The organism is Cobetia sp. ICG0124 (assembly GCF_004006355.1).
GTDB lineage: Bacteria > Pseudomonadota > Gammaproteobacteria > Pseudomonadales > Halomonadaceae > Cobetia > Cobetia marina.
The window spans coordinates 2,419,188-2,433,228 of sequence record NZ_CP024893.1; the positions used below are offsets into that span (position 1 = coordinate 2,419,188).

12 protein-coding genes and 3 pseudogenes are annotated in these 14,041 nt (G+C 63.7%); 2 read left to right on the forward strand and 13 right to left on the reverse strand.

Annotated features, from left to right (window positions below):
• Positions 1-4: 4 nt before the first annotated feature.
• Both rpmF and CU110_RS11360 read right to left on the reverse strand, forming a co-directional pair.
• The gene (gene rpmF / locus CU110_RS11355) at positions 5-175 is read right to left on the reverse strand and encodes a 50S ribosomal protein L32 (RefSeq protein WP_065392644.1); all 171 of its coding nucleotides are present in this window, start codon (positions 173-175) and stop codon (positions 5-7) included.
• A 33-nt stretch (positions 176-208) separates the two neighbouring features.
• Positions 209-607, reverse strand: a complete 399-nt coding sequence (locus CU110_RS11360) for a YceD family protein (protein ID WP_308457318.1) — start codon at positions 605-607, stop codon at positions 209-211.
• 203 nt (positions 608-810) lie between these two features.
• Here CU110_RS11360 and CU110_RS11365 point away from each other — a divergent pair, with 203 nt between their 5' ends.
• Positions 811-1,398: a nucleoside triphosphate pyrophosphatase gene (locus CU110_RS11365; RefSeq protein WP_084209136.1), complete on the forward strand. Its 588-nt coding sequence runs from the start codon at positions 811-813 to the stop codon at positions 1,396-1,398.
• Here CU110_RS11365 and sppA read toward each other — a convergent pair.
• The 3 genes from sppA to rluC are packed head-to-tail and all read right to left on the reverse strand — an operon-like array spanning position 1,395 to position 4,145.
• On the reverse strand, positions 1,395-2,471 hold the full coding sequence (gene sppA, locus CU110_RS11370; RefSeq protein ID WP_077372070.1) for a signal peptide peptidase SppA: 1,077 nt from the start codon (positions 2,469-2,471) through the stop codon (positions 1,395-1,397). The two genes, CU110_RS11365 and sppA, sit on opposite strands and share 4 nt — an antisense overlap.
• A 35-nt stretch (positions 2,472-2,506) precedes the next feature.
• Positions 2,507-3,193: an HAD-IA family hydrolase gene (locus CU110_RS11375; RefSeq protein ID WP_084209786.1), complete on the reverse strand. Its 687-nt coding sequence runs from the start codon at positions 3,191-3,193 to the stop codon at positions 2,507-2,509.
• Complete coding sequence (rluC, locus tag CU110_RS11380) at positions 3,186-4,145, reverse strand: 23S rRNA pseudouridine(955/2504/2580) synthase RluC (RefSeq protein WP_077372067.1); 960 nt, start codon at positions 4,143-4,145, stop codon at positions 3,186-3,188. Before rluC ends, CU110_RS11375 begins: the two co-directional genes overlap by 8 nt.
• Positions 4,146-4,782: 637 nt before the next feature.
• On the opposite strand from rluC, the gene rne reads away from it, so the two are divergent.
• On the forward strand, positions 4,783-6,633 hold the full coding sequence (rne, locus tag CU110_RS11385) for a ribonuclease E (RefSeq protein ID WP_240665368.1): 1,851 nt from the start codon (positions 4,783-4,785) through the stop codon (positions 6,631-6,633).
• Here rne and murB read toward each other — a convergent pair.
• The 8 genes and pseudogenes from murB to CU110_RS15835 form a co-directional block, all read right to left on the reverse strand.
• Entirely contained in the window at positions 6,620-8,209 is a 1,590-nt protein-coding gene (gene murB / locus CU110_RS11390; protein WP_346427133.1) for a UDP-N-acetylmuramate dehydrogenase, read from the reverse strand. The two genes, rne and murB, sit on opposite strands and share 14 nt — an antisense overlap.
• Positions 8,202-9,011: a 3-deoxy-manno-octulosonate cytidylyltransferase gene (gene kdsB, locus CU110_RS11395; RefSeq protein WP_127736061.1), complete on the reverse strand. Its 810-nt coding sequence runs from the start codon at positions 9,009-9,011 to the stop codon at positions 8,202-8,204. The genes murB and kdsB overlap by 8 nt, the downstream gene beginning before the upstream one ends.
• A complete protein-coding gene (locus tag CU110_RS11400; protein WP_077372055.1) occupies positions 8,977-9,171 on the reverse strand; it encodes a Trm112 family protein in 195 nt (64 codons plus the stop codon). The genes kdsB and CU110_RS11400 overlap by 35 nt, the downstream gene beginning before the upstream one ends.
• Before the next feature lie 52 nt (positions 9,172-9,223).
• Positions 9,224-10,213 carry a tetraacyldisaccharide 4'-kinase gene (gene lpxK, locus CU110_RS11405; protein WP_084209142.1) on the reverse strand — a complete coding sequence of 330 codons (990 nt, stop codon included), beginning with the start codon at positions 10,211-10,213 and terminating at the stop codon, positions 9,224-9,226.
• Positions 10,210-11,996 (reverse strand): annotated as a pseudogene (gene msbA / locus CU110_RS11410) (lipid A export permease/ATP-binding protein MsbA). The gene lpxK and the pseudogene msbA overlap by 4 nt, the downstream one beginning before the upstream one ends.
• The gene (locus CU110_RS11415) at positions 11,986-12,411 is read right to left on the reverse strand and encodes a biopolymer transporter ExbD (protein WP_077372047.1); all 426 of its coding nucleotides are present in this window, start codon (positions 12,409-12,411) and stop codon (positions 11,986-11,988) included. Before CU110_RS11415 ends, msbA begins: the two are co-directional and overlap by 11 nt.
• 143 nt (positions 12,412-12,554) lie before the next feature.
• Positions 12,555-13,163, reverse strand: a pseudogene (locus CU110_RS15830) (MotA/TolQ/ExbB proton channel family protein); the annotation flags it as partial.
• A 63-nt stretch (positions 13,164-13,226) separates the two neighbouring features.
• A pseudogene (locus CU110_RS15835) lies at positions 13,227-13,877 on the reverse strand (ComEC/Rec2 family competence protein); the annotation flags it as partial.
• Positions 13,878-14,041: the final 164 nt, after the last annotated feature.

Here is a 14,041-nt window from a genome sequence, read left to right on the forward strand (position 1 = left end):
TGCTTTAGGCATCGACGACTTTACGGCCACGGTAGAAACCGTCGGCAGACACGTGGTGACGCAGGTGAACTGTACCGGTTTCCTTGTCCTGGGACAGGGTCGGTGCAGTCAGGGCGTCGTGGCTGCGACGCATGCCACGCTTGGAACGGGTTTTGCGGTTCTGCTGAACTGCCATGGGAATTACTCCAATCTTGTCGACAAATTGAGTTCAGTGCTTGTCCTTCAGGGTGCCAAGCACACTGAATGGATTCACAGCGGGTGCGTCCGAGGCCTCGGGTTCCACACCGCTGGCCAGCTGGTCGCGAGAGACGGCACAATCGGCCTCCTCGTGGTAGACCACCTGCGGCAGGACAAGGAGCACTTCATCCTCGATCACTGACAGGAGATCCAGCTGTTCGTTTTCCACCACTACCGGCTCGTACTCACCGGGCAGCTGCGATGCCAGTGCGTCATTGGTGACCAGTCCCAACAGGAATTCGCTGGAAAGCGGTTCCGGCTCGGTAGGTCCCAGGCAGCGCTGGCACAGCAGACTTGCCTCGAAGGCGATGCTGCCCTCGATGAAGCTGCGACGCTGAGTATCGATGTCAAAGGCCAACGTGATGCTCACGTCACCCTCCTGTGCACCGATCGCTTCAACTACACGGGGCATGTCCGCCAGAGGAATCACGCCTTCAAGGCGTTTTCCCGCTGACGCCAGCCGGTAGGGCTCGACCTTGGTCGGCAGTCTTGTGGTCAACATAGGCGCGCCATAATAGGGATTCCCCCTCCCGGTGTCAAAATGCATGAGCAACTTGTTCATTCTGCCAGCCCATGACACGACTGGTACTGGCTTCCAGCTCCCGCTGGCGCCGAGCCTTGCTTGATCGACTCGGACTCCCCTACACATGGGGGGCGCCTGACATCGATGAAACCCCTCGTCCCACGGAATCTCCCGACGCACTGGTCCATCGCCTGTCCCTGGGCAAGGCCAACGCCCTGGCGGAGGCCTATTCACACCACTTGATCATCGGCAGCGACCAGGTGGCCGTCTTCGAGGGCGAGATCCTCGGCAAGCCACAGGACCTGGCCGCCGCCCGCGCTCAGCTGACACGCTTCTCGGGACGCCGAGTCCGCTTCGTCACCGGCCTGGCGCTGTTGGATACACACAGCGCGCGACACTGGGTCTGCCATGAAAGCTACGACGTGGTGTTTCGCACGCTGAGCGAGCAGGAGATCACGCGTTACGTCGAGCGCGAATGCCCGCTGGACTCGGCCGGCAGCTTTCGCATGGAGGGGTTGGGCATCACGCTCTTCGAGCGTCTCGAGGGACGTGATCCCAACACCCTGATCGGCCTGCCGCTGATTCGCCTGTGCGAACTGTTGCGTGAGGCAGGCCTGGATCCACTGCTGGAGGACTAGGGCAGGCGATAGCTGACCGGCGAGACATTGGCGTCAAGCCCCAACGCGCTGGCCATCACACCGGCAAAGCGCCGCGTGAAGCGCTCGAAGGGATCCTGACGCGGCGTGTAATCATGCACGCCACCCTGCGGTGCCAGCTCGGCGGCCAGCTCCTCAAGCGTTGCGGTGCGATCCACAAGCCCGAGCGCGCGAGCCTGCTCGCCGGTCCAGATCAGTCCGGAGAACAGCGCCGGATCGTCCTTGAGCCGCTCACCGCGCCCGGCCTTGACCGCCGCGATGAACTGCTGGTGAGTCGTGGCCAGCACGTTCTGCCAGAAGTCGCGCTGCTCAGGCGAGATCTCGGAGAAGGGATCGAGAAACGCCTTGTTGTCACCTGCCGTGAACACACGTCGCTCGATTCCCAGCTCTTCCATCGGCCCCTTCAGCCCGAAGCTCGAGGAGATCACCCCGATGGACCCGACCAGACTCGACGGTGCCGCGAGAATCTCGCCGGCGCCAGCTGCCATGTAATAGGCGCCACTCGCCCCGAGATCCTCGATCACGGCGATCACCGGCTTGCCACCCTGCTCCCGCATGCGCATCAACTCGTCATAGACGCGCTGGGACTGCACGGGACTGCCGCCGGGGGAGTTGATATCCAGCACCACCGCCACGGAGGCCGGCGACTCATTGGCCGCTCGCAGACCCTTGATGATGCGCTCGGCATTGGCTTCGCCATCCGCCTCGATCACGCCCTTGACACGCACGACACCGAGGTGCCGTTCACCGGGCAAGGCTGCCGGCTGGCTGCCGAGCGTGAAGAGGGTCACGGATGTCGCGATCGAGGCAATGAACAACAACGCGAACAGGAAGCGAAAGAACAGCTTCCAGCGCCTGGAGCGCCGTTGCTCGGTGACCACGCCCTGCACCCAGCGGTCCATCATCTCGAGCTGCACGGTACGCTCACGCGCCTGCCAGTCCACCTCGCTGCTGGAGGTGGCAGCGCTGTCAGCGCCCTGTCCGCTCGCGCCCGCTCCCCCCTCGTCCTTGCCACCTGGCCCTTCACGCCAGGGATCCTGCGGCCTGTCACTCATCGCTTGCTGCTCCTGTCATGGGCAGGACACCGTCATCATCTGACCGCGCCAAGCCACTCCATCAATTCATCGAAGTGCGAGACGATGCGCTGTGGGGCACAGGCCTCGAGTCGCGGCACGCTGTGCACACCATAGGTGACACCGACACTGTGCATGCCCAGCGCACGCGCCATCTCGAGATCATATTCGGTATCGCCGACCATCAGCGCCTCATGCGCCTCAACGTTCAACTCGGCCAGCAGCTCTTCGAGCATCAGTGGATGCGGCTTGGACAGCGTCATGTCCGCGGTACGCGAGGCGTGGAACCAGTCACCGCAGTCATGGGCGTGGAACATCCGATCAAGCCCGCGACGACTCTTGCCCGTCGCGACGGCCAGCAGCTGCTCCGGGTGAGCTCGCAGACGCTCGATGCCATTTTCCACGCCCGGAAAGAAATCCAGCGGCGTGGTATCGACTGCCACGAAATGCTGCTTGTAGGCCTCGACCAGTGCCTCGCACTGGGCAGCCGAAGCTCCGGGGAACAGCCGCGCCATGGCCTCCGGCAATCCGAGACCGATGATGTCGCGCGCGGCATGCGCCGGAAGCTCTCCCATGCCGACCGCCAGCGAGGCCGCCTGCAGGCAATCGACGATGCGTGCCTCGGAGTCCATCAAGGTACCGTCCCAATCGAAGATGACCAGACGATAGCGAGGTAAAGGCAGTACCGCAGAGGCGTCAGTCATGACGGGCTCCCAATTCTCGGGCATTGGCAAGGACGCGCTTCATGCGCTTGTCCAGCGGCGCACGGACCGTCACGGTCCGCCCGTCGGTGGGGTCCGGGAAGCTGAGCTGAGCGGCATGCAGGAACAGGCGCTCCAGCCCGACCTTCTTCGCCAGCGCATTGCCGCGCTCGGTCCCGTACTTGGTATCGCCGAGCAGCGGGTGACCGGCATGCACGGAGTGCACACGAATCTGGTGGGTACGCCCGGTGATCGGCTCGGCCTCGACCAGCGTCATGCTGGGATAGGCTTCGCGCACCGCATAACGGGTACTGGCCGTCTTGCCGGCCTCGTCGACGCGCACGCGACGCTCCCCGTTGCCGCCGTCGTAACGCTCAAGCGGTGCATTGACGTAATCACGCCGCGAGTCCCAGCGCCCTTCCACCAGCGCCAGATACAGCTTGGTCATCTTGTGGGCCTTGAGGTCCGCATTGAGCTGCAGCAACGCCGCACGCGTCTTGGCCAGCAGGATGCAGCCGGAGGTATCACGATCCAGACGATGGACCAGCTCCAGAAACGGCAGTTCATCACGAATCTGACGCATGGCCTCGATCAGCCCGATCTTGACGCCGCTCCCGCCGTGCACGGCGAGACCGGACGGCTTGTTGATGACCATGAAATCATCGGTCTCGCGCACGATGCAGCCCGCCAGCACCTCACGCAGATTGCCACTGACTTCCTGCACCGCAGCTTCCGGCGACAGGCGCAGTGGCGGTACACGCACCAGGTCTCCCGCCTGCAGGCGATAGTCGACCTTGATGCGCTTCTTGTTCACCCGAACCTCACCCTTGCGCACGATGCGATAGATCAAGGCCTTGGGTGCCCCCTTGAGACGTGTACGCAGGAAATTGTCGATGCGCTGCCCGGCCAGTTCCGGGGCAACCTCGATCCACTGGACTGATTGGCCCTCGGCCATGTCTCGCTCCTTTCCGGCCTCGCCTTCGCGCGGCCTGTTCATCATGTTGCCGTACGCCGGGGCGCACTCAGACTGGCCATTCTACGGTGTCATGCGACCAATGGGGAATCATCCCGCCATCGGAGGGCTCTGGCTGCGCCGCTCAAGGCCGCGAAACCCGGGACGAATGGCGGGCATTCGGGCGAAGCATTTGATATGCCTGCCGAATTGCTGGCCCATACCTTTACTGGTATATTCGGGCCCAGTGAGATGGGCCTTCTCTATATGCCCGATCACCCGCGTCACGACCCCGCCGAGACGGCGAGGTAGACGGTGGGCCAATGACACACTACCGCCCGGGCATGATGCCCGGGCAATCATTCGATATCCGTGCCGAAGGCCGGCGTCGATGAATCGGCGAATGCCAGGTGTTAGGGAAGAGACCGCAGGGCCGGAGGAGTCAACGTTCCCCGCAACACGTCCTGCCTCTTTCCAGTACTCAACATGATCATGCCGCATGTGGCACGTCACGAGACGTGCCTGCATGCGAAAGACGCATCCCACGACATGCGCTGAGCACAACACGAAGCTGAAAACGGTTCCTCGTCGCCGACGCAAATGCGGCTGCCCTTCGGCACGCCCAGTCTAGCGAGACGACATGAAACGGATGCTCATCAACGCGACCCAGCCGGAAGAGCTGCGCGTCGCACTGGTCGACGGACAACGCCTTTACGATCTCGACATCGAGTCTGGTGCCCGCGAGCAGAAGAAAGCCAACATCTACCGCGGCAAGATCACCCGCATCGAGCCCAGCCTGGAAGCCTGCTTCGTCGATTTCGGCGCCGATCGCCACGGCTTCCTGCCGCTCAAGGAAATCTCCCGCGAGTACTTCAGCAAGGACCCGGGCCAAGGCCGCCCCAACATCAAGGAAGTGCTCAAGGAAGGCCAGGAAGTCATCGTCCAGGTCGACAAGGAAGAGCGTGGCAACAAGGGCGCCGCCCTGACCACCTTCATCAGTCTGGCCGGCCGCTTCCTCGTGCTGATGCCCAACAACCCGCGTGCCGGTGGCATCTCCCGCCGCATCGAGGGGGAAGAGCGCGCCCAGCTGAAAGAGGCGATGAACAGCCTCACCCTGCCGGACAAGATGGGCGTCATCGTACGCACCGCCGGTATCGGCAAGAGCGCAGAAGAGCTCCAATGGGACCTCGACTATCTGGCTCAGGTCTGGGATGCCGTCACCAAGGCTGCCGCCAGCCGCCCTGCCCCCTTCCTGATCTATCGTGAATCCAATGTCATCATCCGTGCCATGCGCGACTATCTGCGCAATGACATCGGTGAGGTGCTGATCGATTCCGGTGACGTCCAGGAAGAAGCCCTGTCCTTCGTCCGTCAGGTCATGCCGAGCTATCAGCAGAAGATCAAGCTCTACGAAGACGACGTACCGCTGTTCTCGCGCTTCCAGATCGAATCCCAGATCGAGACCGCCTATCAGCGCGAAGTGAAGCTGCCTTCCGGTGGCGCCATCGTCATCGACCACACCGAAGCTCTCGTCTCCATCGACATCAACTCCGCGCGTGCCACGCGTGGCAGCGATATCGAGGAAACCGCGCTGCAGACCAACCTGGAAGCGGCGGACGAGATCGCGCGCCAGCTGCGTCTGCGTGACATCGGCGGCCTGGTGGTGATCGATTTCATCGACATGACCCCGGCGCGCAATCAGCGTGAAGTCGAGAATCGCGTGCGAGACGCGCTCAAGATCGACCGCGCTCGCGTGCAGATCGGTCGCATCTCACGCTTCGGCCTGATGGAAATGTCGCGTCAGCGCCTGCGTCCGTCACTGGGCGAGACCAGCGGCGTGGTCTGCCCGCGCTGTGACGGCCAGGGCACCATCCGCGACGTGCGCTCCATGGCGCTCTCGATCATGCGCCTGATCGAGGAAGAGGCCATGAAGGAGCGCAGCTCGCAGATCCGCGCCATCCTGCCGGTGCCGGTCGCGACCTACCTGCTCAACGAGAAGCGCGCCACGCTGTTCGACATCGAGCGTCGTCAGGGCGTCAATGTCGTGCTGCTGCCGAACCCGGAACTCGACACGCCGCACTACGAAGTCGTGCGTCTGCGTGATGACCATGTCGATGAAGACGGTGCCGACAAGTCCAGCTTCGAGCTGTCCGTCGAGACCGAAGTCGGCAAGGAGCCGGATCCGAATTTCGACAAGCCACCGGCACGCACCGAAGCGGCGGTCAAGAGCGTGTCCCACACGACGCCTGCCCCCGCCTCCGCACCGGAAGGCGACGACAGCGCCAGCGCGACGCCGGCCAAGTCCAGCGAAGCCCGCAAGGCACTGGAAAAGGCACGCGAACCAACGATGGTCGCAACGATGGTCGCAACGACAGCCAGAGCGACAACCGCTCCGAGGGTCGCAGCAACAACAAGCGTCGTCAGCGCAATGACCGTGGCAATCGTCGCAAGTCCAGCGAGTCGCGTCAGGACAACGCTCAGGACATCGTGACCAACGACAGCAAGCCGCAGGCAGAAGCGACGGAGACGGCCATCTCTCCCAGTACGCGCGGTTCCTGCTCCAGCCAGACCCCGAAGCGCGCATGAACGCTCTCACGCACCTCCTGTGCCAGCGCCAGCAGCTCCGAGACCTGCCCGCCCCCAAAGTGAACCAGCACCAGCGCCTGGCGATCATGCACGCCGACATGACCCCGACGTGCCCCCTTGAGGCCACATTGGTCGATCAGCCAGCCGGCCGCCAGTTTCACGCTGCCATCGGCCTGCGGGTAGTGCGGCAAGGTCGGATGATGCGCCAACAGCTCGCGAGCCTCGTCGGCGGCAAGCTGAGGGTTCTTGAAGAAGCTTCCCGCATTGCCGAGCACCGCAGGGTCCGGCAGCTTTTCACTGCGCGTGGCAATCACGGCATTCGCCACGCTCAATGGCGTGATGGCCACCCCTTGCGGTGTGGCGGCATTGACGCGCTGAGCGAGGTCCCCATAGGCGAGTTGCGGTGTCGCTTCACGCGTCACCACGAACTCCAGGCGAGTGATCAGGACGCGATGCTCAAGCGACCCCTTGAAGAGACTGTCACGGTAGCCGAAGGCGCACTCCTCGCGACTCAGCCAGCGCGTGCTGCCATCCTCCAGCGACATGACTTCCAGTCGCAGCAGATGGTCGGCCAGCTCGACACCATAGGCACCGATGTTCTGGATCGGGGCTGCGCCACAGCAGCCGGGAATCAAGGCCAGATTCTCATAGCCCCACCAGCCAGCTGTCGCCAGCTCCATCACCAGGGCGTGCCAGCGCTTGCCCGCCTCGACACTCACGGTGGCGGTTCTGCCATCCGCTGCCGGCGTGATCGTCATGGCCTCGAAGGCCGGGCGCATCACATGGGCATCCAGCCAGGGCAGCAACACCAGATTGCTGCCCCCACCGATCACCACCAGACGCTCATCGGCCGCACGCGAGTCCAGAATCTGGCGACGCGCCTCGGCCACGCTGCGTGGCTCACTGAAGGTACGTGCGGTGGCGGCAAAGCCCAGGGTATTGCAGGCCGTCAGTGATGCTCTCGGCAGGGCATCGATCAATGCCTCACAGGCGATGTCGATCAGGTCCAGCACCTGCTCGAAGGCCTCAGGCCCCCCGGTATAGGGGTCCGGCACTTCGCGACTGCCTCGCGCCAGAGTCGGCAGCGGCGTCGGCAGCAGGTCCAGCAGACGGCCAAGCAGTGCCGGACTGTCCTGGGGTGCCAGACGCCGCGCGTCACTCAGGTTGGCATCATCCATCACCAGGATCAGATCGACGTCATAAAAGTCCTGCACGCACAGCTGGCGGGCGCGCAGGCCACTGATGTCGTACCCACGCTCAGCCGCATGCGCGATGGCACGTGAATCCGGCGGAGCGCCCACATGCCAGTCACTGGTACCACAGCTGTCGACCTCGATGAGCTCATCCAGCCCATGGCGTGCCAGCGCGGCACGCAGTACGCCTTCCGCGCTGGGGGAGCGACAGATATTGCCCAGACAGACCATCAGAATTCGTCTGACCGGCGGTCTGCGCGCCGCTATCCGCTCAAGCAACTCACTCATCACCGGCCTCTTGCGTCAGCCAGTCACGCACGCGCTCGAGATCTTCCTGGGTATCCACACCGGCAGGATGGGAGGTGCAGGCGATGGCGACCTGAATCGCATGACCATGATGCAGTGCGCGCAATTGCTCGAGCTGCTCGAGCTGCTCCAGCGGCGCCGGCAGCCAATCGACATAATCGCTCAGAAAGCTGGCGCGATAGGCGTAGAGACCGATATGGCGCAACCAGGAGTCGGTGGCCAGCACGGTCGGCGGCGTGGTGAAGTGCTCCCGATCCCACGGCAGCGGTGCGCGCGAGAAGTACAGCGCGCGACCACGCAGATCACGCACCACCTTGACCACATTGGGATTGAACAGGCTATCGACACTGGTGATGGGCTCGGCCAGGGTCGCGATGGAAGCCCCCTCGTCTTCCTCGAGACGCAAGGTGACCTGATCGATCAGCGCGGCAGGCAACAGCGGCTCATCTCCCTGCACGTTGACGACCAGCGTCTCGGGAGCCAGTGCCAGCCGCTCGACCACTTCCGCGAGACGATCGGTGCCACTGGGGTGATCGGCACGAGTCATCACGACCTCGGCACCGAAGCCCTCACAGACGGTGCGGATACGCTCATCGTCCGTGGCGATTACCACACGGCTTGCCTGACTGGCACATGCATTGCGCCAGACATGCTCGATCATCGGCCGACCATGGATGTCCGCCAACGGCTTGCCGGGCAGGCGCGAGGAGTTGAAGCGCGCCGGAATCACCACCACGGCGCCTCGCTCATCAGCCGCGACTCCCCTTGAGCTTCTCGTCGGCATCCATCACGCGCGCTTCTTCTTCCAGCATGACGGGGATGCCGTCACGCACGGGATAGGCCAGCCCATCATAGAAGCACTTGAGCTCGGCATTCGCCGCATCATAGGTCAGCTTGGCCTGACAAAGCGGGCAGACCAGCAGCGCGAGCAATTCCTTGTCCATCGAGACATCTCCGGGATAACAGCTAATAAGAAAGAAACAATCGGTCAGTCGCTCACAGCGCCTCGAGGCGGTTGGCGAGCCAATCCACCAGCGCCTGATCGGGACGCGCCTCGACATCCAGTGCCCAGCAACGCTCGTTGGCGAAGCGGCGACACTTCACGGCATCCTTGGCCGTCATCACCACCGGCAGGTTGTCGGAAAAGCGCAGATCCGTCGGCGTGAAGCGGTGATGGTCCGCCAGGGGATGGGGCTGATGCTCCACCCCCAGATTGGTCAAGGTACGGAAGAAACGCTGTGGATTGCCGATACCGGCCAGTGCATGCACCGAGCCACTGAATGGCTGATGAGTGGCGGGATAACGCACATCATCGATCAGATGGCGCCAATGGACCGGCGTCAGCGCCATGCAATGCGATTCCACCGGCAGGCGGGTGCAGTCGATCACCCCATTGGAGATCACGGCATCGACACTCGCCAGCCGTGACAGCGGCTCCCGCAGGGGACCCGCCGGCAGGCACCGCTGATTGCCGAAGGCGCGCTCGCCATCCACCACCACCAGCTCGATGTCGCGCCCCAGCGCATGGTGCTGCAAGCCGTCATCGGAGAGCAGGATGTCGCACCCCGCCGCGATCAGACGACGCGCGGCACTGGGACGGTCAGGGTCCACCGCCACCGGCAGGCCGGTCTGCTGAGCCAGCATCACCGGCTCATCTCCGGCGTGCTGCGGGTCCGTATCGGCCTGGACATACAGCGGGTAACGCGGCGCGTGGCCACCATAGCCCCGTGAGATGATGCCCGGGCGCCAGCCCTGCTCGCTCAACCAACGGCCGAGCCAGGCCACCAGCGGCGACTTGCCGGTTCCACCGACGGTGATGTTGCCGATCACGATCACCGGCACCGGCGCCTTCCAGACCTCACGCTTGCCAGTGAGATAGGCCTCACGTCGGCGTGCCACCACCCCTTTATAGACATGCTCCAGCGGACGTAACAGATGGAGCCAGGCGGCGCCCCGATACCAGGCGTCTACCAGTCGTTCACTCATGCGTCAGCCGTCTCCCGGAACTGGATGCGATGCAGGGCGGCGTAGGCCCCTTCCTGAGCGATCAACGCTTCATGCGTACCGTCTTCGATGATCTCGCCGTCATCCATCACCAGGATGCGATCCGCCTTCTCGATGGTGGACAGGCGGTGCGCGATGACGAAGGTGGTACGGCCCTGACAGACTTCCTCCAGCGCCCGCTGGATGTAGCGTTCCGACTCGGTGTCCAGTGCCGAGGTGGCCTCATCGAGCACCAGAATCGGCGAATCCTTGTAGATGGCACGCGCGATGGCGATGCGCTGACGCTGCCCCCCGAGAGCATGATGCCGTTGTCACCGACGATGGTGTCATAACCCTGGCTCATGCGTTCGATGAACTCGTGGGCATAGGCGGCGCGCGCCGCCTCCTCGACCCGCTGGACATCCGCTTCCCCGGTGCCGTAGGCGATATTGGCGGTGAGGTTGGCATTGAACAGCGTCACGTTCTGGGAGACCAGCGCGATCTGCTGGCGCATCGGGCGCAGCTTGTAGTCCTCGATGGCCACGTCGTCGATCAGGATGCGGCCCGTGGTAGGCGAGTAGAACCGTGGCAGCAGGCTCATCAGCGTCGACTTGCCGGAACCTGAGCGCCCGACGATGGCCACCATCTGCCCGGCCTCCACTTCCAGATCGATGCCCTTGAGCACATCCGGCTGGTTGTCGGCGTAACGGAAGTGGACGTTGTCGAAGCGCACCCGGCCCGCCAGGCGACCGTCCGGGACCACATTGCCGTTGTCGGGCTCCGCGGGCATGTCGAGCAGCCCGAACAGCTCCTCGGACGCCGCCATGCCCTTCTGGATCTCGCCGTTGACCTCGGTCAGCTGACGCACCGGCTTGGCCATCATCGAGGCCGCGGTGATGAAGCCGACGAATTCACCCGCCGACATGCCAGCCATCAATTCCGGCGCCATCGCCAGCCACACCAGGGTCGCCAGTGCCACGGCGATCAACAGCTGGATCACCGGCGTGGCGGTGGCCTTGGTCAACGCCTCCTTCATCTTCTGCTCGCGGTTGTACTCACTGACCGCAGCGAAGCGCGCCTTCTCGTAATCTTCCGCACCGTGGGTGCGGACCACCCGATGCCCGGACAGCGCCTCGGATGCCACATGTGTGACCTCCCCCATCGAGCCCTGGATACGCTTGGAGAGCTTGCGGAAGCGCTTGCTGGCATAGCTGACCACCCAGCCGATCAGCGGCGTGACCGCGATGAATACCAGCGTGAGTTTCCAGTTGGTCCAGAACAGATAGCTCAGCAGACCCAGCACGAAGAAGCCTTCGCGCATGATGATGGTCAATGCCTTGGTGGCGGCGCCGGTGATCTGCTCCACGTGATAGGTCACGCGGGTGATCAGGTGACCGGTGGAGTTCTCGTCGAAGTAACGTCCCGGCAGATGCAGCATGTGGTTGAACACGGTGGTACGCAGGGTATGCACCACGTTGCGTGCCACGTCGCTCATGCAGTAGGTCCCCAGGAAGGTCCCCACACCGCGTATCGCGAACATGCCGATCACGAACAACGGCAGGAACAATCTGAACTGGGCGTCAGGATTCTGAATGCCATCGATCAGGCGCTTCATCATCTCGGCCAGCGCCGTGCTCGAGGCACCATAGATGACGTAACCCAGCACGGCAGCCAGGAACATCTTCCAGTACGGACGGACATAGCCGAGCAGGCGGCGGTAATGAATCCAGGTGGAGTCGCGACTCACGGGGTCTCCATAGACTTGAGCGGCGCCCTCATGGGGCATCCGGTGGTGATGTATCGGTCCCGGTGCGCGTACTGATGCGCACTCGGGTAATGCCCACTTCGGCGGCAGCGTCCAACGCTTTCACCACCTTCGCATGTGGCGTACGGCCATCGGCTTCGAGGATCAACCCGAAGCGATCAGCCTGGTCCTTGTGTCGTGCAAGCGCAGCCCCCAATGCTGACTCGGTGAGCGAGGTGTCACCGAGCGTGAAATCTCCCTTGGCGCCGATGGTCATGATCAGCGGCGCCTGCTCCACGGCGCTGGCCTGACTGGATTGCGGCAGAATCAGGTCCAGGGCGCGTCGACTGTCAAACGTGGTCGAGACCATGAAGAAGATCAGCAGCAGAAAGACCACGTCGATCAGCGGCGTGAGATTGACCTCGACCGATTCACGCTGGCGACGAGGAAACCTCATGACGGCCTCCCGGAGCCCCACGCCGGATCATCCTCGTCCCGGCGCATGTAGGCCGGCAGGTCTTCCGGCAGACTCTCCCTCGGCGGCGCTGGCCCGTTGCGCTGGCCCGCGCGACGATCGAAGCCGTCATGACTCTCGGCCAGCCCCAGCTCCCCCTGATGGTGCGAGATGTATTCCACCACCTGCCCCGCCTGCTCTTCCATGGTCACGGTGATGTCTTCCACGCGACGCTGGAAATAGCGATGGAACATCAGCGCCGGAATCGCGACCGTCAGACCCGCCGCCGTGGTGACAAGCGCCTGGGAAATCCCGCCGGCCAGCTCCTGGGCACGCTCGGCGGACCCGGCGTCCACGATCACGGCGAAGACATCGATCATGCCGACCACCGTGCCCAGAAGGCCCAGCAGCGGGGTGATGGCCGCGATGGTCCCCAGGGGGCTCAGGAAGCGCTCCATGTCGTGGATTACCGCAACGGCCGATTCCTGAATGCGCGCACGCACCTGTTCATTGCCCAGGCGCGCATTGCGAAGCCCTGCCGCCAGCACCCCCCCAAGGGGCGAATGACTCTCCAACCAGTAGACATTGACCTGTCCCTGACTGATCAGTTCACACACCTGCTGTCCCAGACCGCGCGGCGCGATACGGCGCGTGCGCAACGTCCACAGACGTTCGAGGATGATGGCCAGTGCCACGACCGAACATCCCAGGATCGGGAGCATCAGCAGCCCCCCTGCGTACAAGGCTTCCAACATGTGACCTCTCCCTTGGTCTTGATGCAGCAGGGAGTCGATGCCAGCCAGCCCCCAGCCCAGCATCCCCAACGGCACGACCAGGAGGGTCGCGAGCGGAGCTATGGCGAGGTTCATCGGCATCGCAAGCCATGACAACTGACCACGCCCGACCAGCAGAGCGACCCCCATCACCAGCGTCAACACCCATTGACTGCGCAGCGTGGCGCGACACCAGCCCAGCGCGCCGCGGGGGCGCTCACACCCCTGCCAGGCCAGCAGCAGCGCTGCCACGGCAAGAAACGAATACCAGGTGCCGGGTCGCCACAAGGCCAGCGGATCAAGGCCGATCACCAGCGACAACGCCAGCATCCATATCTGCCAGACGCCCAGGCCGCTGCGCCCGCTGGCCATCCACAACCCAACACTTGTCATCAGCGCCGCTCGCAGCGCCGGCGGTGCCAGCCCCGCCAGTATCGCGAAACTCCAGGCCGCCAGACACGCCAGCCACCAGGGAGCGACGCTGAAACGCCAGTCGGCAGGACGAAGACGGCGCAGGACGCCAAAGCTCACCACCAGCACTAGGCTTGCCATCAGCCCGACATGCAGCCCTGACACCACGGCGAGGTGCGTCAACCCGGTGGCATTCAAGGACTCCCAGTCATCGCGAGTCAGCGCCGAGGCACGCCCCAGCGTCAGCGCCGCCAGCCAGCGGCAGGGCGAATGCGCCCATTGGATCGTTCAAGGAGGCAGATACCGCTCTTCATCAGGCATGACGGGGGCTGGCCTGCGTTCAGCATCATTTCAAGCACACAGGATTGCACGATGCGGGCCGCTTAACTGAGCTCACAGCATGGCAGTCCCGGGGACATGTATGGATAATGGCCGGCGTTGAATGCCAA

What these genes read in the sequence shown, in the direction of transcription:
- rluC (WP_077372067.1), bottom strand. Translation starts at nt 4,145, where the DNA reads ATGGCCGAGGGCCAATCAGTCCAGTGGATCGAGGTTGCCCCGGAACTG.
- CU110_RS11415 (WP_077372047.1), bottom strand. Translation starts at nt 12,411, where the DNA reads ATGAGGTTTCCTCGTCGCCAGCGTGAATCGGTCGAGGTCAATCTCACG.
- CU110_RS11365 (WP_084209136.1), top strand. Translation starts at nt 811, where the DNA reads ATGACACGACTGGTACTGGCTTCCAGCTCCCGCTGGCGCCGAGCCTTG.
- sppA (WP_077372070.1), bottom strand. Translation starts at nt 2,471, where the DNA reads ATGAGTGACAGGCCGCAGGATCCCTGGCGTGAAGGGCCAGGTGGCAAG.
- CU110_RS11375 (WP_084209786.1), bottom strand. Translation starts at nt 3,193, where the DNA reads ATGACTGACGCCTCTGCGGTACTGCCTTTACCTCGCTATCGTCTGGTC.
- kdsB (WP_127736061.1), bottom strand. Translation starts at nt 9,011, where the DNA reads ATGCCGACGAGAAGCTCAAGGGGAGTCGCGGCTGATGAGCGAGGCGCC.
- CU110_RS11400 (WP_077372055.1), bottom strand. Translation starts at nt 9,171, where the DNA reads ATGGACAAGGAATTGCTCGCGCTGCTGGTCTGCCCGCTTTGTCAGGCC.
- rpmF (WP_065392644.1), bottom strand. Translation starts at nt 175, where the DNA reads ATGGCAGTTCAGCAGAACCGCAAAACCCGTTCCAAGCGTGGCATGCGT.
- rne (WP_240665368.1), top strand. Translation starts at nt 4,783, where the DNA reads ATGAAACGGATGCTCATCAACGCGACCCAGCCGGAAGAGCTGCGCGTC.
- murB (WP_346427133.1), bottom strand. Translation starts at nt 8,209, where the DNA reads ATGAGTGAGTTGCTTGAGCGGATAGCGGCGCGCAGACCGCCGGTCAGA.
- lpxK (WP_084209142.1), bottom strand. Translation starts at nt 10,213, where the DNA reads ATGAGTGAACGACTGGTAGACGCCTGGTATCGGGGCGCCGCCTGGCTC.